The 22,185-nt window shown below is 35.8% G+C and carries 24 protein-coding genes; 16 read left to right on the top strand and 8 right to left on the bottom strand.

Going from position 1 to position 22,185, the window contains the following annotated elements; translation table 11 throughout:
- Window positions 1–6 precede the first annotated feature (6 nt).
- From PQF83_RS22480 to PQF83_RS22445, 8 genes are all read left to right on the top strand, one after another.
- Window positions 7–201, top strand: coding sequence for a hypothetical protein (locus PQF83_RS22480; protein WP_000899481.1), 195 nt, complete (start codon window positions 7–9; stop codon window positions 199–201).
- Window positions 182–1,762: a glycosyltransferase family 2 protein gene (locus tag PQF83_RS22475; RefSeq protein WP_000458457.1), complete on the top strand. Its 1,581-nt coding sequence runs from the start codon at window positions 182–184 to the stop codon at window positions 1,760–1,762. The genes PQF83_RS22480 and PQF83_RS22475 overlap by 20 nt, the downstream gene beginning before the upstream one ends.
- Complete coding sequence (locus PQF83_RS22470; protein WP_001103216.1) at window positions 1,752–2,996, top strand: nucleotide sugar dehydrogenase; 1,245 nt, start codon at window positions 1,752–1,754, stop codon at window positions 2,994–2,996. The genes PQF83_RS22475 and PQF83_RS22470 overlap by 11 nt, the downstream gene beginning before the upstream one ends.
- A complete protein-coding gene (locus PQF83_RS22465; protein WP_000037033.1) occupies window positions 2,993–3,958 on the top strand; it encodes an NAD-dependent epimerase/dehydratase family protein in 966 nt (321 codons plus the stop codon). Before PQF83_RS22470 ends, PQF83_RS22465 begins: the two co-directional genes overlap by 4 nt.
- Complete coding sequence (locus tag PQF83_RS22460) at window positions 3,951–5,495, top strand: glycosyltransferase family 2 protein (protein ID WP_001129994.1); 1,545 nt, start codon at window positions 3,951–3,953, stop codon at window positions 5,493–5,495. The genes PQF83_RS22465 and PQF83_RS22460 overlap by 8 nt, the downstream gene beginning before the upstream one ends.
- Before the next feature lie 339 nt (window positions 5,496–5,834).
- The gene (gene pflB, locus PQF83_RS22455) at window positions 5,835–8,084 is read left to right on the top strand and encodes a formate C-acetyltransferase (protein ID WP_000195487.1); all 2,250 of its coding nucleotides are present in this window, start codon (window positions 5,835–5,837) and stop codon (window positions 8,082–8,084) included.
- Window positions 8,085–8,153: 69 nt separating this feature from the next.
- On the top strand, window positions 8,154–8,885 hold the full coding sequence (pflA, locus tag PQF83_RS22450; protein ID WP_000238472.1) for a pyruvate formate-lyase-activating protein: 732 nt from the start codon (window positions 8,154–8,156) through the stop codon (window positions 8,883–8,885).
- Between the two features lie 412 nt (window positions 8,886–9,297).
- Window positions 9,298–10,464, top strand: coding sequence for a diglucosyl diacylglycerol synthase (locus tag PQF83_RS22445; RefSeq protein WP_000594702.1), 1,167 nt, complete (start codon window positions 9,298–9,300; stop codon window positions 10,462–10,464).
- A 364-nt stretch (window positions 10,465–10,828) separates the two neighbouring features.
- On the opposite strand, the gene PQF83_RS22440 is transcribed toward PQF83_RS22445, so the two are convergent.
- The 4 genes from PQF83_RS22440 to PQF83_RS22425 form a co-directional block, all read right to left on the bottom strand.
- Window positions 10,829–10,948, bottom strand: coding sequence for a YfhE family protein (locus PQF83_RS22440; RefSeq protein WP_000358480.1), 120 nt, complete (start codon window positions 10,946–10,948; stop codon window positions 10,829–10,831).
- Between the two features lie 110 nt (window positions 10,949–11,058).
- Entirely contained in the window at window positions 11,059–11,616 is a 558-nt protein-coding gene (locus PQF83_RS22435) for a GNAT family N-acetyltransferase (RefSeq protein ID WP_000914738.1), read from the bottom strand.
- 241 nt (window positions 11,617–11,857) lie between these two features.
- Window positions 11,858–12,988: an amidohydrolase gene (locus PQF83_RS22430; RefSeq protein ID WP_000698301.1), complete on the bottom strand. Its 1,131-nt coding sequence runs from the start codon at window positions 12,986–12,988 to the stop codon at window positions 11,858–11,860.
- Window positions 12,989–13,128: 140 nt separating this feature from the next.
- Window positions 13,129–14,034: a TIGR01777 family oxidoreductase gene (locus tag PQF83_RS22425; RefSeq protein ID WP_000684393.1), complete on the bottom strand. Its 906-nt coding sequence runs from the start codon at window positions 14,032–14,034 to the stop codon at window positions 13,129–13,131.
- Between the two features lie 81 nt (window positions 14,035–14,115).
- Between PQF83_RS22425 and recX the strand changes: the two genes are divergently transcribed.
- Both recX and PQF83_RS22415 read left to right on the top strand, forming a co-directional pair.
- The gene (gene recX / locus PQF83_RS22420) at window positions 14,116–14,928 is read left to right on the top strand and encodes a recombination regulator RecX (RefSeq protein ID WP_000268522.1); all 813 of its coding nucleotides are present in this window, start codon (window positions 14,116–14,118) and stop codon (window positions 14,926–14,928) included.
- A 9-nt stretch (window positions 14,929–14,937) separates the two neighbouring features.
- Window positions 14,938–15,255: a YfhH family protein gene (locus PQF83_RS22415; protein WP_001057035.1), complete on the top strand. Its 318-nt coding sequence runs from the start codon at window positions 14,938–14,940 to the stop codon at window positions 15,253–15,255.
- A gap of 64 nt (window positions 15,256–15,319) precedes the next feature.
- Here PQF83_RS22415 and PQF83_RS22410 read toward each other — a convergent pair whose 3' ends face one another.
- The gene (locus PQF83_RS22410) at window positions 15,320–15,472 is read right to left on the bottom strand and encodes a YpzG family protein (RefSeq protein WP_000122093.1); all 153 of its coding nucleotides are present in this window, start codon (window positions 15,470–15,472) and stop codon (window positions 15,320–15,322) included.
- A 38-nt stretch (window positions 15,473–15,510) separates the two neighbouring features.
- Window positions 15,511–15,669: a small, acid-soluble spore protein K gene (locus PQF83_RS22405; RefSeq protein WP_000517891.1), complete on the bottom strand. Its 159-nt coding sequence runs from the start codon at window positions 15,667–15,669 to the stop codon at window positions 15,511–15,513.
- 121 nt (window positions 15,670–15,790) lie between these two features.
- Between PQF83_RS22405 and PQF83_RS22400 the strand changes: the two genes are divergently transcribed.
- Entirely contained in the window at window positions 15,791–16,057 is a 267-nt protein-coding gene (locus PQF83_RS22400; RefSeq protein WP_000998157.1) for a YfhJ family protein, read from the top strand.
- A gap of 24 nt (window positions 16,058–16,081) precedes the next feature.
- On the opposite strand, the gene PQF83_RS22395 is transcribed toward PQF83_RS22400, so the two are convergent.
- Window positions 16,082–17,062, bottom strand: coding sequence for a metal-dependent hydrolase (locus tag PQF83_RS22395; RefSeq protein ID WP_000379131.1), 981 nt, complete (start codon window positions 17,060–17,062; stop codon window positions 16,082–16,084).
- 149 nt (window positions 17,063–17,211) lie between these two features.
- Between PQF83_RS22395 and mutY the strand changes: the two genes are divergently transcribed.
- A complete protein-coding gene (gene mutY / locus PQF83_RS22390) occupies window positions 17,212–18,309 on the top strand; it encodes an A/G-specific adenine glycosylase (protein WP_000171405.1) in 1,098 nt (365 codons plus the stop codon).
- A 187-nt stretch (window positions 18,310–18,496) separates the two neighbouring features.
- Here mutY and PQF83_RS22385 read toward each other — a convergent pair whose 3' ends face one another.
- The gene (locus PQF83_RS22385; protein ID WP_000289263.1) at window positions 18,497–18,721 is read right to left on the bottom strand and encodes a hypothetical protein; all 225 of its coding nucleotides are present in this window, start codon (window positions 18,719–18,721) and stop codon (window positions 18,497–18,499) included.
- A 125-nt stretch (window positions 18,722–18,846) separates the two neighbouring features.
- On the opposite strand from PQF83_RS22385, the gene PQF83_RS22380 reads away from it, so the two are divergent.
- From PQF83_RS22380 to PQF83_RS22365, 4 genes are all read left to right on the top strand, one after another.
- On the top strand, window positions 18,847–19,128 hold the full coding sequence (locus PQF83_RS22380) for a gamma-type small acid-soluble spore protein (protein ID WP_000039045.1): 282 nt from the start codon (window positions 18,847–18,849) through the stop codon (window positions 19,126–19,128).
- A 188-nt stretch (window positions 19,129–19,316) separates the two neighbouring features.
- Window positions 19,317–19,577, top strand: a complete 261-nt coding sequence (locus PQF83_RS22375) for a YgaB family protein (RefSeq protein ID WP_000997582.1) — start codon at window positions 19,317–19,319, stop codon at window positions 19,575–19,577.
- Between the two features lie 251 nt (window positions 19,578–19,828).
- On the top strand, window positions 19,829–20,359 hold the full coding sequence (gene ntdP / locus PQF83_RS22370; protein ID WP_000506628.1) for a nucleoside tri-diphosphate phosphatase: 531 nt from the start codon (window positions 19,829–19,831) through the stop codon (window positions 20,357–20,359).
- A 54-nt stretch (window positions 20,360–20,413) separates the two neighbouring features.
- The gene (locus PQF83_RS22365; protein ID WP_001161627.1) at window positions 20,414–22,174 is read left to right on the top strand and encodes an ABC transporter ATP-binding protein; all 1,761 of its coding nucleotides are present in this window, start codon (window positions 20,414–20,416) and stop codon (window positions 22,172–22,174) included.
- The last annotated feature ends 11 nt before the right edge of the window (window positions 22,175–22,185 follow it).

Raw genomic sequence — 22,185 nt, 5'->3', positions numbered from 1 at the left:
TTATATATGTTATTTACTGAAGAATTACGTAACCATGTTGGTGAGCTAGTGCAAGTTGTGACAGCGGTCGAAATTGTTGCGGGTATTTTGTTATCTGTGACAGACGGGGCAGTAAGTGTTCGTACTTCTCCTTCTTATGGACCACCGGAAGATGTAGTTGTACGTATTCCTATCATTTCTTATGTTCGCTTGGAAGGGTAAGCGTGGTACAAGTATGAGGGTATCAGTTATTATTCCGGCGCATAATGAAGCGAGTACTTTATCACAAGTCTTAGTAGAAGTGGAGAAATTGAAACCATATGAAATTATCGTAGTAGATAATGGGTCGACAGATGGAACAAAAGAAATAGCCTTACAACATCATTGCCATGTCATTTATTATAAATATTCTCTTGGTAATGATGTTGGACGGGCAATTGGTGCAAGAGAAGCGAAAGGCGACATTGTTTTGTTTTTAGATGGTGATATCGTCATTGATCATAGAGAGCTGCAACGTTTTATAAAAGGCATTCAGCAAGGCCACCAAATTGTTGTGAATAATTTAACATGGTCCGTTTATTTAAAGATGAGACCGCATTATACGACAGTTGGAAAATTTATGTTGAATCGTTATTTGAATAAAAAAGAGCTTGTTGTTGGATCTTTAATCGCAATTCCGCATGCAATGAGTAGGGAAGTTATTCAGAAGTTTGGTTGGTGGAATTTAGCGGATCCAGCACTATTTCAAGCGATGGCGATGTCTAGAGGAGTAGATATTGTCGATATGGCTTCAGTCGATGTCATTCATACAAATAAAGTGCGTCCTGTTCATACTGGTACATCACCCGGTTCTCCTTATCCGAAAGCGACTAGCCGTATTATGGGGGATCATTTACGTGCTTTGCAATACGTAATCGAAATATATGGTAAGCGTGGCGGCTTTTCGGAAGGAAAGAGGGATAGAGAATTTATAGGAAAGTATAAACCAATTTTATTACAAAGAGAAAAAGCAAAATATAGTGCGATTATCCCAGTATCAGAAGAAAAGACGACTATAAGATCTGTTATACAAGAAGTGAAAAAAGCAGGTATAGATGAAATTATAGTTGTTGCGAATGGAGCGGACGTTGAGACAGTTAAACAAGCAAAGCTAGAGAATGTCATTGTTATTGAATTTGAGGAAGCGCTTGGACATAATGTAGCCCGAGCGATAGGAGCTATGCATGCTACGGCCGATATTTGTTTATTTGTCGATGGTGATTTTGTTATTCCAGGGGAAAAACTAATTCCATTTTTACATGCTATCGAAGATGGAAATGATGTGGCATTGAATGATTTACAGTGTTTATTAGATATGTTTCATCCGGCAGACCCAATTAGCATGGGAAAATATTTTGTGAATTTGGTAGCGAAACGACCAGATTTATGGAATAACTCATTAACGGCAGTACCACATGCTATGCATAAAAGAGTAATAGAGAAAATCGGATATGATTCTCTTATCATTCCACCACTCGCTCAAATGAAAGCTATTTTGGAGGGATTTTCTATTACAGCGGTAGACTTTGTAGATGTCATAAAAACAAATCGAGTACGCCCAGAGCAACATGGATTTGTAAATGGGCGTATTCCAGCATTTGATCGTATTTTCGGTGATCAACTTGAGGCGATTGCATATTTATTGCAATCCACAGACGAGCGCGGGAGTTTTACAGATGGAGAGCGGAATAGAAATATCATTCAACAATTGAGAAAGGAAGAAGAGAATACAGATGAATGTTAGTAGTACAGTTGCCATTATCGGATTAGGATATGTTGGTCTTCCTTTGGCAGTTCATTTTGCAGAGAGAGGACATACAGTGCTTGGATTAGATAAAGATACTAGAAAAATAGAATCAATTATACAGGGAGAAAGTTATATTCCAGATGTTTCTTCTAAATTGTTACAGAGTTTATTGACTAGAAAAAAATTAATAGTCAATACACCGGATCAAGGTATTGCTGATTTTCAAAATAGTGATTATGTTATTGTCACTGTCCCAACTCCAATTAATGAACAAAGAGAACCGGACTTAAGTGCCCTCATTTCAGCTTCGCATTATATACAACAAAACCTTCAAAAAGGACAAACCTTCATTTTCGAAAGTTCCACATATCCAGGTACGCTCGAGGAAGTTATTATTCCGATTATTTCTCAAACAGGAAAAAAGGTAGGAGAAGATTTCTATATTGGGTATTCTCCTGAGAGAATTGACCCAGCTAATAGTCAATATTCAGTTCAAACGATTCCAAAAGTCATTAGTGGACAAACAGAAATGTGTAAACAAAAAGTACAGGCTTTGTATAGCACTATATTTGATGTAGTTGTTCCAGTTAGCTCCCCAAAAGTAGCAGAAATGTGTAAGCTATTTGAAAATATTCAGCGCTTAGTCAATATTTCATTAGTAAATGAGTTAAATACACTATGTGAAAGTTTAGGAATTGATTTTTATGAGGCACTTGAAGCGGCATCTACAAAACCGTTTGGATTTACGCCGTATTGGCCAGGACCAGGGATAGGGGGACACTGTATTCCGGTAGATCCTTTATATTTCCAGTGGAGAATAAAAAAGAATGGAGCAATTAGTCAATTAATTGAGGCGGCACATGTAATTAATGAGGAAATGCCAGAGAAAGTGGTCCGGAAAGTAAAAGGTGTGGTGCAATCACCTGCAACGGTTTTAATTGTAGGGATTGCATATAAAAAAGATGTAAATGACTTAAGAGAATCGCCAGCGTTGCCAATTATTGAATTGTTAATAAAAGCAGGATATGAGATAACGTATCACGATCCATATATTTCTTCTGCAAAATTTGGAGATAAGGTGTATCAATCTGTTTCTTTGGATGAACAAGTCGTTAAACAAGCGGATTGTATTTTAATTTTAACAGACCACTCTAATATCGATTGGAAGGTTTTTAAAGGGATAAAGCAAGTCGTAGATACACGTGGAATTATAAAGAAGGTGAGTGTATGAGTAAGAAATGTTTAATTACAGGTGGAGCAGGATTTATTGGATCGCATTTAGCTGAAGAGCTGGTGAAAAGAGGTTATGATGTCACTATCGTTGATAACTTCTATAAAGGGAAAAATAAATATCATGATGAGTTAATGAAAGAAATTCGGGTTATTCCAATAAGTGTTTTAGATAAAAATTCTATTTATGAATTAGTAAATCAACATGATGTAGTGTTTCATTTAGCAGCAATTTTAGGTGTGAAAACGACAATGGAAAAGAGCATAGAGCTTATTGAAACGAATTTTGATGGAACGAGAAACATTTTACAAGCAGCGCTAAAAGGAAAGAAGAAAGTAGTTTTTGCGTCTACTTCAGAAGTATATGGTAAGGCAAAGCCGCCCTTTTCTGAAGAAGGAGATCGATTATACGGTGCAACCTCTAAAATACGTTGGAGTTATGCAATTTGTAAAACGTTAGAAGAAACATTATGTTTAGGATACGCTTTAGAAGGTTTACCTGTAACGATTGTTCGTTATTTTAATATTTATGGTCCAAGAGCGAAAGATGGTCCGTATGCAGGGGTAATCCCACGATTTATCCGCGCAGCACTGCGAGGAGAAGACATTCTCGTATATGGAGATGGAAAGCAGACACGTTGTTTTACGTATGTAAGTGATGCGGTAGAGGCAACGATTCGAGCAATGGATGAGAAGGTAAATGGTGAGATTATTAATATAGGTTCTGAGAATGAAAAGAGTATAAAAGAAGTAGCAGCAGTAATAAAAAAATTAACGAATTCTTCTTCAAAAATTGTTCAAGTTCCTTTCGAAGAGGTATATCCACATGGCTTTGAAGAAATTCCAAATAGAAGACCAGATGTAACGAAATTAAGAGAACTTGTTCAATTTCAAGCGAAAGTAACGTGGGAACAAGGGTTGAAAGAAACTATTAAATGGTTTCGTGAAGAAAACAATGGCTAAGTCACTATCGATTATTATACCTGTATGTAATGAAGTGGATACGATTTCAGACGTTATTCAATCGGCAAAAGGATTAAATCCAGTAGAGATTATTGTAGTAACAAACGGTTGTAACGATGGTACAGAAGAGGTTGCTGATCATTTAGGGTGTAAAGTAATCAAGTATACAGAGCTACTGGGGAATGATGTGGGCCGTGCAGTTGGCGCAAAACACGCGATAGGTGATGTATTACTATTTATAGATGGAGATTTTGTTATTCAAACTTCAAAGTTACAATTATTCCTAAATCCAATTTTACATGATCAGGCCGACATCGTTTTAAATAATTTGGATGCGTTATTTTTAAAGAAACAAAAACCGCACTCAGTGACAGTGTGGCGCCAAATATTAAATGCAATGTTAGAGAGTGAGGAGTTAAAAATTGACTCTTTATTATCTGTACCTCATGCGTTGACGAAAGAAGTTGTTCAAAGCATTGGGTATGAATGTTTTGTTAATCCTATTGTCGCTCATTTACGTCTTGTTCAAAGCAAATGGAGAATTAGTCGACATTGTGCAATTGACGTTATTACACCAAATAAATTTCGGCCGACCGAGCATGCTGCGTATGGCACGGGTCTTTCTCATTCTGAAAAACGGATGATAGGTGACCATATAGAAGCTGTAGCGGAGCGAATAGTAGGTAGCGATGAGCGCGGAGGGTATTATGATGGAAATAGGAAAAGAGATAGTGTCTATCATACTTTAGATTTTGAAGATTTTTATCAAGGATGGGGCGTTACATCGAATTTGTATAAGGGAAAGCAATTATCGGTCATTATTCCTGTACAAGATGAAGAGAAAACAATTGGAAACGTTATAGAAGAACTTCGCAAAATTGAACCTTTTGAAATTATCGTTGTTGTAAATGGTTCGTCTGATAAAACAGCAACGATTGCAAAAGAAAAGGGAGCAACGACAATCGTATATAAAGAAGCACTCGGAAATGATGTGGGGCGCTCACTTGGAACGTATTTCGCAAAAGGAGAAATTGTATTATTTATAGACGGCGATTTTGTTATTCCAGCGAGTGAGTTATATCCTTTTGCAAAAGCTATTGCAGATGGAACAGATGTTGCATTAAATGATCTAAATCATTATTTAGATTTAAGAGTACCGCTTCATCTTGTAACTGCATTTAAATATGCATTAAATTTAGCTTGTGATAGAAAAGATCTAGGCGTAGGCTCTCTTATTGCTGTACCGAATGCATTTAGTCGTAAGTGTTTGAAAGAAATTGGATATAGATCTTTACTGGCACCGTGTGTAGCTCAAGTGAAAGCTATTCTTTCAGGATTTGAAGTTGCATGTGTAAGTCGTGTTGAAGTCGATAAGATGAACCGTATTCGACCCAGTGAACATTTTGCTAAAATAGGTCATCCACCAGCTGTACTTCGAATTATTGGTGATCATATAGAAGGGTTAGAGCAATTAATTGCATTAACAGGCAGTCGTGGTGGATTCCATGATGGAAATAGAAAAAGAGATATTTTATAGGTAACAAAAAAGTGTACAACATATGTACACTTTTTTGTTCTGTTATAAAAACTATAACAGATTAGGAGATAAGAGTATTACAGCTCTACAATGGGTATTGTTTTTATATTACAAAATAGGACTCGTATATAAGAATACCAAAAAAATACAATTAAGGAAAGGGTTAATTTTAAAGACTTTAAAATGAAGTTAACACTATGTATATAGTAGTTTGCTCAACATTTCACAAACATGTCACAACTATTTCGTTCACTTTCGTAAAAAAGTAGTATTCTAAGTGTGTAAGCTGTTATATAAAAAATCTTAGTCCTGTACTAATCAAAAATGGAGGAGATTAGGATGACTCAAGTATTAGAAAATGTTAAAAATGCATGGGAAAACTTTAAAGGTGAAAAATGGAAAGCAGAGATTGATGTTCGCGATTTCATTTTAAATAATGTAAACGTTTACGAGGGAGATGAATCTTTCTTAGCGGGAGCAACTGAAGCAACGAAACAACTTTGGGATCAAGTAATGGATTTAACAACGAAAGAACGTGAAAACGGTGGCGTTCTTGATATGGATACAAAAATTGTTTCTTCTATTACATCACATGAACCAGGATATTTAAATAAAGAGACTGAAAAAGTAGTCGGTTTCCAAACTGATAAACCATTTAAACGTTCTTTACAACCGTATGGTGGTATTCGTATGGCGGAACAAGCTTGTGAATCTTATGGATACGAAATGGATAAAGAGCTTAGTCGTATTTTTAGAGATTGGAGAAAAACTCATAACCAAGGTGTATTTGATGCTTATACACCAGAAATGAGAGCTGCTCGTAAATCAGGTGTTATTACGGGTCTTCCGGATGCATACGGACGTGGACGTATTATCGGTGACTACCGCCGCGTAGCATTATATGGAGTAGATCATTTAATTGAAGCGAAGAAAGCAGATTTAAATTTAACTGGCGGTGTAATGAGTGAAGATACAATGCGTTTACGCGAAGAGTTATCTGAACAAATACGTGCACTTCAAGAGTTAAAACAAATGGCTGCTTCTCATGGCTTTGATATTTCTAAGCCAGCAACAACTGCTCAAGAAGCATTCCAATGGTTATACTTCGCATATCTTGCAGCAATTAAAGAGCAAAACGGAGCTGCAATGAGTCTTGGACGTACTTCTACATTCTTAGATATTTATATTGAAAGAGATTTAGCAAATGGTACTTTAACAGAAGAAGACGTACAAGAAATTGTGGATCACTTCATTATGAAATTACGTCTTGTGAAATTTGCAAGAACACCTGATTATAATGAATTATTCTCTGGTGACCCAACTTGGGTAACTGAGTCTATCGGCGGTATGGCATTAGATGGCCGTCCATTAGTAACAAAGAACTCATTCCGTTTCTTGCATACACTAGATAATTTAGGACCAGCTCCAGAACCAAACTTAACAGTTCTTTGGTCTAAACAATTACCACAGAACTTTAAAAACTACTGTGCGAAAATGTCTATTAAAACATCAGCAATTCAATATGAAAATGATGACATTATGCGTGCTGACTACGGCGATGACTACGGGATTGCTTGTTGTGTATCTGCAATGAGAATCGGTAAACAAATGCAATTCTTCGGTGCACGTGCAAACTTAGCAAAAGCATTGCTATATGCGATTAACGGTGGTAAAGATGAAAAATCTAAAGCACAAGTTGGTCCTGAGTACGCACCGATTACTTCTGAAGTATTAGATTATGAAGAAGTTATGCATAAGTTTGATATGACAATGGAATGGTTAGCGGGTCTATATTTAAACACATTAAATGTTATTCACTACATGCACGATAAATATAGCTATGAACGTATTGAAATGGCACTTCACGATACAAATGTTCTTCGTACAATGGCAACAGGTATCGCGGGTCTATCTGTAGTAGCAGACTCTTTAAGTGCAATTAAATACGCAAAAGTAAAACCAATTCGCGATGAAAACGGAATTGCAGTTGACTTTGAAATTGAAGGAGATTTCCCTAAATACGGTAACAATGATGACCGTGTAGATGAAATTGCTGTAAATCTTGTGAAAACATTTATGAATAAACTTCGTAAACATAAAACATATAGAAATTCTGTTCATACAATGTCAATCTTAACAATCACATCTAACGTTGTATACGGTAAGAAAACTGGTAACACTCCAGATGGTCGCCGTACTGGAGAACCATTTGCACCAGGTGCGAACCCGATGCATGGACGTGATACAAAAGGTGCGTTAGCTTCATTATTATCTGTAGCTAAATTACCATATGAAGATGCACAAGATGGCATTTCTAATACATTCTCTATTATTCCAAAAGCACTTGGTAAAGAGGATGAAGTACAAGTACGTAACTTAGTATCAATGCTTGATGGTTATGCAGTAAAAGAAGGACATCACTTAAATATTAACGTATTTAACCGTGAAACATTAATGGATGCAATGGAACATCCTGAGAAATATCCACAATTAACAATTCGCGTATCTGGTTACGCTGTAAACTTTATTAAATTAACTCGTGAACAACAAATCGATGTAATTAACCGTACAATGCATGAAAGCATGTAAATGAAAAAAGTGTCCCTCTGCATTTTATAAATAGCAGAGGGAGGCTGTTTCAATAAAGGAGGAAGTAACATGGTAAAAGGAAGAATTCATTCTGTAGAGTCTTGTGGTACTGTTGATGGCCCAGGAATTCGTTATGTCATATTTACACAAGGGTGTTTATTACGTTGTCAATATTGTCATAATGCTGATACGTGGGAGATCGGTAAAGGAAAAGAAATAACAGTCGAAGAAGTAATGCAGGATGTGACATGTTACCTTCCTTTTATTGAAGCTTCCGGAGGCGGTATAACAGTTAGTGGTGGGGAACCATTATTACAACTAGATTTCTTAATTGAATTATTTAAGAAGTGTAAGGAAATTGGAATTCATACAACAATTGACTCTTCGGGTGGTTGTTATTCTGAAGAACCAGAATTCCAAAATAAGCTAGATATTTTAATGGAGTACACAGATTTAGTTTTATTGGATTTGAAACATATTGATTCAAAGAAACATCGTAAATTAACAGGAAAACCAAATGAACATATTTTACAATTTGCTCGTTATTTATCGGATAAGAATAAACCGATTTGGGTACGACACGTATTAGTTCCTGGCATTACTGATAATGAGGAGGATCTACAAAAACTATCTAGTTTTATTCAAAGTCTGTCTAATGTTCAGAAAGTTGAAGTGCTACCATACCATAAGCTTGGTGTATATAAATGGGAGGCACTTGGGCATAAGTATCCACTCGCAAATGTAGAACCGCCTACTGAAAAAAATGTAGAAGAAGCAAGACATATTTTACAAGCAGTCTAATCCAAATGTTGGGTTAGGCTTTTTGCTTTCTTTACAATAAAACCTAGAGTATATATGGAGAAAAGAGTATACTGAAAATAGAATATCCATATTTTTGTAAGGAATAAGTGGAGAAATTTACATAATTGTAAAGGGAAATCAAAATAGTAAAAAGAATTAAGAAGTAAAAGAGTGAGTATCATGGAATAGAGAACATTTGTAAGTTATTGCGAAAGCTCTTATAGGAAAGTATAATGTAAAGATATGAGCACAGATAGGATTAAGGGGTCAATCTTATATGCTTTGCATATCCACGACAGGTACATAGCTGAAAGAGAAATATTAGAGTCTGTTTATGTAATTTTTAAGGAAAATGTTTTTCCTATTGTCGTATATGCAATATGGAGAAACAATAAGCTAGGAGTGGATTTGTTTGATAAAAAACCCCAAGGTTTTAATATTAACTGCACATTACGGAAACGGTCATGTGCAAGTAGCGAAAACATTAGAACAAACATTTCGCCAAAAAGGAATTAAAGATGTAATTGTATGCGATTTGTTCGGAGAATCACATCCGGTTATAACCGATATTACAAAATATTTATATTTAAAAAGTTATACAATAGGAAAAGAATTGTACCGCTTGTTTTATTATGGCGTGGAAAAAATTTATGATAAAAAAATAGCATCTTGGTATGCTAATTTTGGAAGAAAACGTTTGAAATTACTTTTACAAGCGGAGAAACCGGATATTGTTATTAATACGTTTCCGATTATAGCTGTACCAGAATTAAAAAAGCAAACAGGTATTTCAATTCCTGTGTATAACGTATTAACGGATTTCTGTGTGCACAAAATATGGATTCATCGGGAAGTAGATCGTTATTTTGTAGCAACTGATCACGTAAAAGAAGTTATGGTTGATATTGGTGTGCCTGCGGAGCAAATTGTTGAAACTGGAATTCCGATTCGTAGTAGTTTTGAGTTAAAGATCAATTCAGATATTATATATAATAAATATCAGTTATGTAAGAATAAAAAGATTTTACTAATTGTAGCAGGTGCTCATGGAGTATTAGGAAGTGTAAAAGAACTATGCCAATCATTTATGTCAGTACCTGATTTACAAGTAGTTGTTGTTTGTGGGAAAAATGAAGCGTTAAAACAGGATTTGTTAGGGTTACAGGAAAAAAATCCTGATGCATTAAAAGTATTTGGTTATGTAGAAAATATTGATGAACTATTCCGTGTTACTTCTTGTATGATTACAAAGCCAGGCGGTATTACGTTAAGTGAAGCGGCAGCATTGCAAGTACCTGTCATTTTATATAAGCCTGTTCCAGGACAAGAAAATGAAAATGCGATGTACTTTGAAAGAAAAGGGGCTGCAGTTGTCATTCGTGATGATAGTGAGGTTTTTGCAAAAACAGAGGCGTTATTACAAGATGATATGAGGCTTCTTCAAATGAAAGAAGCGATGAAAAGCATTTATCGTCCAGAGCCAGCTGATCATATTGTGGATACAATTTTGGCAGAAAACCATGTAGAACCGAATCATATACCTATTAAATCACCTGCTCTTGCACAATCATTTACTTAATATGAAACCCTCTTTTGTATGTTTAAAGAGGGTTCTTTATTATTTTCGAAGATAAAGACTTATCCACATGAAGAGTGCGCTTTCATTAAACAGTAAAGTCGGAATATTAACAACTATATCCACATTATCCACAATTTTTAGAAAAATATCCACAATTCTAACATTTGATGTGCGTTACGATATATAAACTGGTGAAAGGTTTGCCTAATTTATTCACAATTCTATAAATTATGTGGATAACGTTATCCACATAAAAAAGGTTCCTTATTTATAAGGAACCTTTTTCCTACTCTATCACGTAGAAAAAATATGTAATGAGAATGAATAATTAGGGGGGGAGAACTTCTAATTATTCATTCTCACTTTAAATACTTTTCGAGCGATAACCCGCTGCGCGATCTGCTTTACGAAATTCTCGTTGGTAGAGAACTTCTTGTGTACTAGATAATGCGTTTTTTGCTTTATCACGTTTCTTTTTATCCATTACAAATCACCTCGTGTCCTAAAGTCACTATTTATCGTTTCCAAAGACATGGGGTGATATACGTATATATCAAAATGTTAATGGTTAATTATTATTTCTGAAAATTTAGATTATGCTTCTTTTAAGTGATGAGAATCTTGGAACGTTGTATCTCGCATTGTAGCAAGTGTATATTGATCTTTTGGAATTTCATATAAGTTATATACTTCTTCATTTGCGTTAATTTCATCATAAACGGCTTTTCTTGTTTCGTTTGCTAGGTTTACATATTGTAATTTTTCTGCAGCTTTAATAGAACGAATATTTATTTTGCGAATACGCATAAAGATCGTTTCAATATCTAACTCGTAGAAAAGTTCGCTAAAAAATGAATCTTTTGCCAATTTATTGTAGCCTTTTCCGTGATAAGGTTTGCCAAGCCATGTTCCAAGGAATCCGGCTTTTTCTTGCACATCAAATAAAGTAATTGTTCCGATAGGGTTACCCCATTCATCTAAAATTGTGCGTGAAATTAATTCCCCACGCTCTTCAGCTTCAATCGTTTGTTTCGTTAAAAATAAATATTCCTCATAAGAATAAGCCTTTTGACGCACAAAAGGGAAGACAGCTGGATCCACCATTAACTCGTATAGAACGTGGCTGTCGTGTAAGTCGCGTTTTTTCAACATACTAACTCCTCCTCACACGAGGGTAGCATGACGAAAAAACACCCCACCCTCGAAATTTTTATATCAATCTTTAAAAAATTTCGGGGTGGGAATCGAACCCACTAGAACCAGTTTCTAACGCTGGTGGCGCACCATTTGCCTTCCCCATTCATCAATTTGAAAATGATAATCACGACACAAATTGATTATGGTTTCATTCAGTTTATAATCGTATAATACTTTATCTAGTCAAAAAAATAAACTAGTTTTTTTTATTTTTTTTGTAAATTATTTTTCCATCAATCATAGTTAGTACAGGCTTGGCTAAATAATGGAAAGGATGATGGGTCCAGAGCACAAGATCAGCGTCTTTTCCAGCCTCAATGCTTCCAATTCTATCCTCTAAACGTAAATTTCGCGCTGGAAATATAGTGATTCCTTCTAGTGCAGTTTTTTCGTCTAATCCTTCCCTTACTGCGACAGCAGCACAAACATTTAAATATTGAATGGGTGTATAGGGGTGATCTGTTGTGATGGAAACTTCCACTCCATTTTTTGATAATATATGGTAAGTATCCCACGTTTTATTTTTTAGTTCGATTTTAGAACGGCGTGTAAGCGTGGGGCCAACTGAAACCTTCAAATTGTGTTTTGAAAGTTCTTCAACAATAAAGTGTCCTTCTGTACAATGTTCAATACGTAAATCAAGATTGAACTCTGTTGCAAAGCGTAGAGCGGAACTAATATCATCTGCTCGGTGAGCGTGGATACGTACGGGTATTTCACGGCGTAATGCTTTTAAAATAGGAAGCATTCGAAAATCTGCTTCATGCCCGTAGTGCTGTGCTTCATAAAATGATTCCCGAAGTAATCCCATAATTCCCATACGCGTAATGGACTCTTTTGTTCCATTACTATGGACTTTTTTAGGATTTTCGCCAAAGGCAATCTTTAAGCCAGCAGGTTCTTGAATGATCATATGATCAATACAAGTTCCGGCTGTTTTTATTACACAAGTCGTACCACCGATAATGTTTTGACTTCCTGGCATAACGTGAACAGTTGTAATTCCATTTTGTACCGCATCTTTAAATGCAATATCCAAAGGGTGGATTCCGTCTAAAGAACGGATATGGGGTGTTGAAACTTCAGACGTTTCATTTGCATCATTGCCAGCCCAACCAGTACCTTCATCATAGAGACCAAGATGGGTATGGACATCAATAAATCCAGGTAAGAGATGAAGAGCACGTGCGTCTATAACTGTCATATCTTGAGTAGGTTGAATGGAAGGCTTGACCTCAGCAATTTTTTCTCCTATAACGAGTACATCCCCTTGAAATTTTTGGGATGTAATAGGATAGACAATGGCTTGTTTGAGCAATATTTTCATAGGTACCTCATTTCTGTTACTTTATAATGTTAATGGAATGTAAGGGAAAGTAACTGAAAGATTATTTGTGTAATAATGCTTCGGATGCTAGAAAATAAAAGTTTTGAAAGGGCCCTCTGTAAAACTGTGTTTTAGAAGTACTACATTGTATGCGAAAGTATATTTTGTAATGCATGGTCTATTGACGGAAATGTGTATTGATACCCATACTCAATTGCTTTACTAGGTAATACATGTTGCCCTTCTAGTACAAGTATGCTCATCTCGCCTAATAAAGCACGAAGCATAAATGAAGGGACAGGTAACCAATGAGGTTTTTTTATTATAGTTGCAATGATTTCTCCAAATTCCTTCATTCTTATAGGATCAGGAGCTGTAATGTTAAGAGGTCCATCAATTTCTTCTTTGTGTATGATGAAATCAATCATGGAAGCGACATCGTCTATATGAATCCATGATAACCATTGATTTCCAGATCCAACTGTACCTCCGATATAGAATTGATAGGGAAGTAGCATTTTTGGAAGGGCTCCTCCGTCTGGACCTAATACGACTCCGAATCTTGCGTAGATTGTCCGTATTCCGAGAGCACGTGCTTTAGATGCTTCTTGTTCCCATGAATATACTGTATTTGCTAAAAAGTCATTTCCAGGAGTCACATGCTGTTCTGTAAAAGACTCGGTTTCAGACGTTCCATAGTATCCAATTGCACTTGCGTTAATAAATGTGTGTGGTTTTGTAGGGAGTGCCTGCAATTGTTTAATGAGTCCTTTTGTTGTTTGAATTCTACTGTTTAAAATGACTTTCTTTTGTTTCTTTGTCCATCTACTATTAATAGACTCTCCAGCTAGATTAATAACTACATCAATAGAAGAGAGGGGGAAGGTTTGTAAATCTGGTGTCCATTGTACATACTGAAGGTTAGGATCGGAAGTTTCAGCAGTTTTTTTTCGTGAGAGAATGTAAACAGTATATCCTTTTTGAATAAAAAAGGTAGAAAGGTATTTACCTATAAAGCCGGTACCACCAGAAATTGCGATTTTCACAATTATTTCCTCCTCATTATATATATTCTTGAAAAGCAAAAACGTTCCTTGACTATGTTAAAATAATAGAGAGGTGAGAGTATGGCTGTCATTACAAAAATAGAAGTGCAAAAACGATCGAAAGAACGGTTTAATATTTATATCGATAAAGGTCAAGGTGAAGAATACGGATTTAGTGTCAATGAAGTAATCTTAATAAAACATGGATTACAAAAAGGCTTAGAAATTGATGAAATAGCTTTAGGAAATATTTTGTACAATGAAGAGGTACAAAAAGCATATTTACAAGCAATCTCCTATTTATCCTATCAAATGAGAACGAAACTAGAAATAGAAGATTTTTTACGAAAAAAAGAAGTTGGACAAGCCATCATCTCTGAGGTCGTTTCGAAATTATTACATGACCGATATATTAATGATAAAGAGTATGCTATTTTATATACGAGAACGCAAAGCAATGTGAATCGAAAAGGTCCAACGGTTATTAAAAGAGAGTTGTTAAATAAAGGTGTTCAGGATTTAATTATTACGCATAGTTTACAAGAATATCCGAAGGAAAAGCAAATTGAGAATGCTTTAATTCTTATAGAAAAGAAGAAGAAATCTTATCAAAAGCATTCCTTTTTACAAATGAAGTTAAAGTTAGACGAAATGCTGGTTCGTAAAGGATATTCTAGAGATGTGATTCAAATTTGTTTAGAAGAATTGAAAGACGAAAAAGATGACGAAAAGCAACGAGAAGCGTTACACTATCATGGGAATAAATACTATGAGAAATATAAGAAGTATGATGGATGGACATTTGAAAATAAGATGAAACAAGCGTTATATCGCAAAGGATTCTCTATCGATGAGATAGAGATATTTTTGCAAATGAAACGTGAAGAGGGATGAGGGAATAAAATGAATATGCCAAAACGCTACAGTGAAATGACACCATATGAGCTAAGGGAAGAAATTGGGGTTTTGAAAGAGCAAGCGATAAAAGCTGAGCAACTTGGAATTGTAAATGAGTTCGATGTATTAATGCGAAAGATAGCAATGGCTCGCGCTTATATGACTGACATAAACAAATTCCATATCGGTGAGACATATGAATTAGTAGAAGAACCTGGTATATTATTTGAAATTACGTATTTCAATGGGGTATTTGCTTGGGGACATAAGCAAAATGATAATGAAGAGATTGGAATACCGATTTCTTTATTGCAAGAAAAATAAAAACCAGAGAGCGAATATCTCTCTGGTTTTCATCTTTGGTAGGCGTTACAGGAGATAGGAGATTCTAAAATTGGCGTTTTTTACATTCATTCGCCAATATAATGAGAGACTGGGTTTGTTGCGTCTGTCCGTTAACTTGCGCTTTTGCATGTTTCGGACGAGTCCACGTATGGTTAAATAATTCAGAACGACTATCTAAGCGATCACGGTAGCTCATCTTTATCACCTCGTGTAGGAAGTTAAGTTACTTTGTTACTACTCTTCCTGCTGATTTGCAGCACGCATACGTTCTTGTGGGTGCGTGTTAATTGTGCCGTTAGGTCGTTTCGAAGCGAAGCGTGATTTCGCTTTCGGTTGACCGTCGATTTTGCTGTTGTTTTTTGACTCAGACCAAAATTCGGCTTGTTTACCCATTGCGAACGCCCTCCTCATCATCAGTTGATACCTCTTGAAGAAGTATCAATTATAGAATGTGCAAAATAGAAGAAACTATCCTTTAGAAATGAAGGGATAATTAGGTAAAGGAGACTAGAACATGAATGATATTTATGAAGCATTAACGAAAGAATTATTAGACAAAAATGACAAGCTTTCTTACGCACAAGCGCGTGCTTGGGTTGAATTACTGTGGGAAGATTTTCAAACGACTTATGCGAAATCAGGTCGTTATCAAGGAGAAGAAATGACTGAACAAGTTGTGCGATCATGGATTAATAATCATGGAGGACGCCTTCATGAAATGCGTACAAATAATCCGAAATATAGCCATCTAATCAATCAAGAAGATCATTTGAAACATTAAAAAAAGCGACTGAAGTCGCTTTTTTTAATGTGGAAGTAACTCCAGTTTTTTTCGAAGTTTTTCTTCACTAAAAATCCATCCTGTATAGGAACTAATAATATTTAAATTATGATCGAGTTGAACGATCGCAACGAATGGATAATAGTCTTTACTACGATATCGCAAATCAATGAATCGAACTTCATAATAATGGTCATAATCGAAAATGTCCCAGCGATATACAGGGGAGAAAGATAAAAATGCTGAGATGTTTTCATCTTGTTTAGCTGCGCGCATAATAGCATTATCTGGGAACGGTACCCGATCGAACTTATCATAGATCATAATGTTACCACGATGCCATCTAGCAACGTAGTAATAATCGGTTGTAACGACTGCTAAATGATAATGATAAAATCGATAAGAAGGAGAAATGATTATCTTCTCAACATTTTTGAAACGTTTTTGTACAACACTTCTTATATTTCTATGCATCATAATCCGTCCGATGTAGTAAACAATCATTAATATATACGCTGCTAAGGCAGTATATCCTTTATGGGAACCTACGAGCATACAAGCAATTGCGAGTATATGGATAAAGAAAATGACGGTATCAAATGTATTAATGATGCCGAGCGCTACCCATTTTTTTGTGAAGGGCCGTAATGCTTGTGTACCGTAGGCATTAAAAATATCTACAAAGACATGAAGAAAGACGGCAATAAAGGACCAAAGTAGTAGATGCAAATATGGAGCGTCTGAAAAGAAGGCGAAAGAGATGCCACTTATAAGGAAAGACCAAAGAATCACTGCAGGAATGGAATGAGTAATCCCACGATGATTTCTTATATATTTAGCGTTATTACGCAATTTTAAAACTGTATCGATGTCAGGAATATTGGAGCCGGCAATTGTAGCAAGCATAACTGCTTGTGGCCCAATATCACTTTGTGCTATGGCTGGATCTAACGTGGCCAAACTGCCTAGAGTAACGCCCATAACAAGGTGAGTGGCTGTGTCCATAGAAATCCACCTCCGTTTTTTATTAATGTAACTCTTTTTATTCGATACCTCAAGTCCTTTGCCTTCTATTTCCTATGTCATCTTACTTAAATTTTTTCCTAAAATCTTTATAATAGTACTTATATGCAAAAAAATGAGGGGGACCAAGTTTGACACTTGAAATATTAAATAATTTTAACATAGAGCAGTTTCAAAATGATTTAATTGGTTGGTTTGAAAAAGAGCAACGCGACTTACCATGGCGTAAAAATAAAGATCCATACCGTGTTTGGGTTTCGGAAATTATGTTGCAGCAAACTAGGGTAGAAGCTGTAAAACCATATTACGCAAATTTCATGGGGAAGTTTCCTACTCTAGAAGCTTTGGCAAATGCTGATGATGAAGAAGTGTTAAAAGCATGGGAAGGTTTAGGCTATTATTCTAGAGCGCGAAATTTACATGCAGCCGTAAAAGAAGTAAAAGAAGTATATGGCGGGATTGTGCCAAGTGATGTAAAGAAGATTGAGAAATTAAAGGGAGTCGGTCCCTATACAAAAGGTGCTATTTTAAGTATCGCATATGGTATACCAGAGCCGGCAGTTGACGGAAATGTTATGCGTGTATTATCTCGCATTTTATCAGTATGGGATGACATTGCAAAACCAAAAACGAGAAAAGTGTTTGAAGAGATTGTGCGTGAAATTATTTCGGCTGAAAATCCATCTTATTTTAATCAAGGTTTGATGGAATTAGGAGCACTGATTTGTATTCCTAAAAATCCAGCATGCTTACTTTGTCCTGTACGTGAGCATTGCAGGGGATATGCTGAAGGTGTTCAAAAGGAATTACCAGTAAAAAGTAAAGCGAAAGCCCCTACGATGGTACCGATCGTTGCAGGAGTACTTCAAACTGAAGATGGTCGTTACGTCATTAATAAACGTCCAAGTACCGGTTTATTAGCTAACATGTGGGAGTTTCCGAATATTGAACTTGGCGAAGGGATTCGAAGTCAGAAAGAACAGCTTACAGATTATATGAAAGAAAAATTTGAGCTCTCGATTTCTATTGATGAATACGCAATGAATGTACAACATACATTTACACATCGCACATGGGATATATTCGTATTTTACGGAAAAGTAACTGGTGATATCGTTGAAACAGATACATTGAAATTTGTATCGAAAGAAGCATTTGAGCAGTTACCTTTCTCTAAATCACATCGTACGATTTATGAGAATTGTGTTGAGAAAATTACAATGCAATAAAGTGAAACTTTAATCAGTGGGGGTTTTCTTCATCCCCCACTGATTATCAGCCCTCACCAATCGGACTTTAATGGGCAGCCCGCCCCCCACCTCACTTCTTTGCTTTCGCTGCATTTTGAGGTGGGGGTCTTACTGCCCATTAAAGCGGGATAAACAAAAAAAGTGTTCCCAGGTTGGGAACACTTTTTTAATCGTAAGAAATTTTTGTCCCATGAGTCCAACTAGCATCACCTTCTTGTAAGCCGCCTCTTGATTCAATTTCTATTACAATTTCTTTGTAGATACTTTGACCTTCTGCATTTAAATACGGCAAAATCTGTTGTAATGAATGATGAAAATAAGCCAATTCATCTTCTTTCCACTCACTTTTTGAAACCATCGTTAGTTCAGTCATATCGCGTCCTACATACATATTCCCACCTCCATTTTCTATAGTTTGAATGAGTAACAAGAGATATATGCGGAATTTTTTCAAAAGAAAATTACGGATAGCTTCTAGTTGAATTGGTTACATTATTGATTGTGGAGGTGAGAAAGATGAGTAAAAAACAACAAGGTTATAACAAGGCAACTTCTGGCGCTAGCATTCAAAGTACAAATGCTAGTTATGGTACAGAGTTTTCAACTGAAACAGATGTGCAAGCAGTAAAACAAGCAAACGCACAATCAGAAGCGAAGAAAGCACAAGCTTCTGGTGCACAAAGTGCAAACGCTAGTTATGGTACTGAATTTGCAACTGAAACAGACGTGCATGCTGTGAAAAAACAAAATGCACAATCAGCTGCAAAACAATCACAATCTTCTAGTTCAAATCAGTAATGAAAGAAAAACACTTCTCTAATTCGAGAGAAGTGTTTTCTTTGTGCTTTGGTCATGGGAATGAAAATAAAACGAACGACATAACTTCTAATAAGTCAACAAATGTAGTCAAAGGAGAAGGAAGTTAAAGATTAGAAATATGTAATGAGGAATAATAAATGATAAATAAGTCCAAAAGGGGGTAAGTAATGAACGATTTTGATAAGTTGGTAGGAGAGCAATTGGAAACGATGGATGAGTTGTTGAAGTTACAAGCTCACCTAGAGAAGTATCAGCAAATTGAAATGAGCGAAAAGGATACGTGCGATAAAAAGGAATTACATTTTATCCGCCAAGAAATATATAGAACAGAATTAGCGCTCAAGCTATTACATGAGAAATTTGAAGAGCAAACAAATAGTGTGATTCAATCTTTTGAAACTGAAAAAATGATTTCAAATTTAGGATAAGATATATTGTTGCCTTTAGGTGAAAGGTCCTTCTGTACATGGAAATGAGGAAGGACTTTTTTTATTCTCATTTCTTCCTTTATAAAATGTTAAGCGAAGATCCTTGTTTCTTAATAGGATTAAGGATATCGTATTCAGTGTAAAATATAGAGTCTTATCGCTTTAGTTTTAAAATTTCGACAAAAAAGTTATAATAGAAAAAAAGTGAATGCAGTTCAAAGGGCATTTGCAGTTGAAGGAAGGGAGCATATATGGGATTTCCCAAAGAAGGAGAAAAAGTACAAATACATAGTTATAAACATAATGGCTCCATTCATAGAATGTGGGAAGAGACAACGATTTTAAAAGGGACACAAAGTCTTGTGATCGGAGCAAATGATCGTACAGTAGTGACAGAATCAGATGGCCGAACATGGATTACTCGTGAACCAGCAATTTGTTATTTTCATGCAAACTACTGGTTTAATGTGATTGGAATGTTAAGGGAAGAGGGCGTATATTATTATTGTAATTTAAGCTCACCTTTTGCATATGATTCTGAAGCGTTAAAGTATATTGATTATGATTTAGATATTAAAGTGTATCCAGATATGACATATACACTTTTAGATGAAGATGAATATGAAAAACATAGTCAAATTATGCAATATCCACCTGTAATTGATACGATTTTAAAACGAAATGTAGCACAACTAACACAATGGATTCATCAAAGAAAAGGGCCATTCGCACCAGACTTTGTAGATATGTGGTATGAGAGATATTTAATGTACAGAAATTAAAACAAACCTGCAGGGGATTTCCCCGCAGGTTTGTCCTATTAGAGGGGGGATTATGTGCAAGGTATAAAAAGATATTTGCAATTTGTTAAACCATATCGATGGCTTATTGCTATTACGATTATGATTGGTCTAGTTAAATTCGGCATCCCGCTCATTATGCCGTGGTTATTAAAGTATATTATTGATGATGTCATTCAGGGCGGAGGGTCACTTCAAGATAAGACGTCTCAACTAGTAACAGCGATTGGGATTGCTTTTTTTATTTTTGCAGTGTTAAGACCACCGATTGAATATTATCGTCAATATTTTGCGCAGCGTATCGCAAATACAATACTATATGATTTGCGAAAACATATTTTTGGTCATTTACAAAAGTTGAGTTTACGTTATTATTCGAATACAAAAACAGGGGAGATTATTTCGCGCGTCATTCATGATGTAGAACAAACGAAGGATTTTGTAATTACTGGTTTGATGAATGTTTGGTTAGACACGGCAACAATTGCTATCGCTATCATTGTTATGTTTTCTATGAATATAAAATTGACATTTGTTGCGCTATTAATTTTACCTATTTATGTAGTGGCAGTGAAATATTTTTTCGGGCGTCTTCGAAAATTGACGAAAGAGCGTTCACAAGCGTTAGCAACGATGCAAGGGTATTTACATGAACGTATTCAAGGGATGCAAGTGACACGTAGCTTTGCATTAGAAGAGTATGAAGGGAAGCAATTTGAAAAAAGAAATAATGAATTTTTGACGAAAGCGTTAACACATACGAGTTGGACGGCGAGAACATTTTCGGCAGTAAATACGTTAACAGATTTAGGGCCGTTACTCGTGATCGGTTTTGCGGCGTATGAAGTGATTCAGGGGCAGTTAACCTTAGGAACTATGGTTGCCTTTGTTGGATATATGGATAGTTTGTATAGTCCACTTCGCCGCCTTGTCAATTCCTCTACGACATTAACACAGTCTTTTGCATCGATGGATCGGGTGTTTGAACTATTAGATGAAAAATACGATATTGTGAATGTGCCAAGTGCGGTACAAACGAAAAAATTAAATGGTGAAGTGATATTTGATAATGTATCTTTTCGTTACAATTCGGATGAAAAAGAGGTATTACATAACCTTTCGTTAACTATGTTACCAGGAGAGAAGGTAGCACTTGTAGGAGCGAGTGGGGGAGGGAAGTCATCTCTTGCTAGTTTAATCCCGCGTTTCTATGATGTCTCTTCAGGCGTAGTTTATGTAGATGGGATAGATGTTAGAAAGTATGATATGAGAAATTTACGTAGCCATATTGGAATTGTACTGCAAGATAATTTGTTATTTAGCGATACAATCGGGGCAAATATTTTATATGGGAATCCGAAAGCTACAGAGGAAGAAGTAATTGCAGCTGCCAAAGCTGCGCAAATTCATGATTTTATTATTGAGTTACCTGATGGTTATGATACTGTCGTCGGGGAACGCGGTGTGAAGTTATCTGGTGGGCAAAGGCAACGTGTAGCGATTGCACGCGTGTTTTTAAAGAATCCATCGTTACTTATATTAGATGAAGCGACTTCCGCTTTGGATCTAGAAAATGAACGATATATTCAAGAGGCGCTTCAAACGTTAGCTGCTGATCGAACGACGATCATAATTGCACATCGATTGGCGACGATTACGCATGTGGATACGATTATTTACATTGAAGATGGTGAAATTAAAGAAACAGGATCTCATGAAGAATTAATGAAAAAAAGAGGATATTACCACAATTTATATCAACTTCAACATATAACAGAAACAGCTCCTTTAGCGTAAAAGGAGCTGTT

The organism is Bacillus sp. FF-1, assembly GCF_028548245.1.
Taxonomy (GTDB): Bacteria; Bacillota; Bacilli; order Bacillales; family Bacillaceae_G; genus Bacillus_A; species Bacillus_A paranthracis.
Note: the sequence above shows the minus strand (reverse complement) of the source record. Positions and strands in the feature narration are given on the sequence as shown.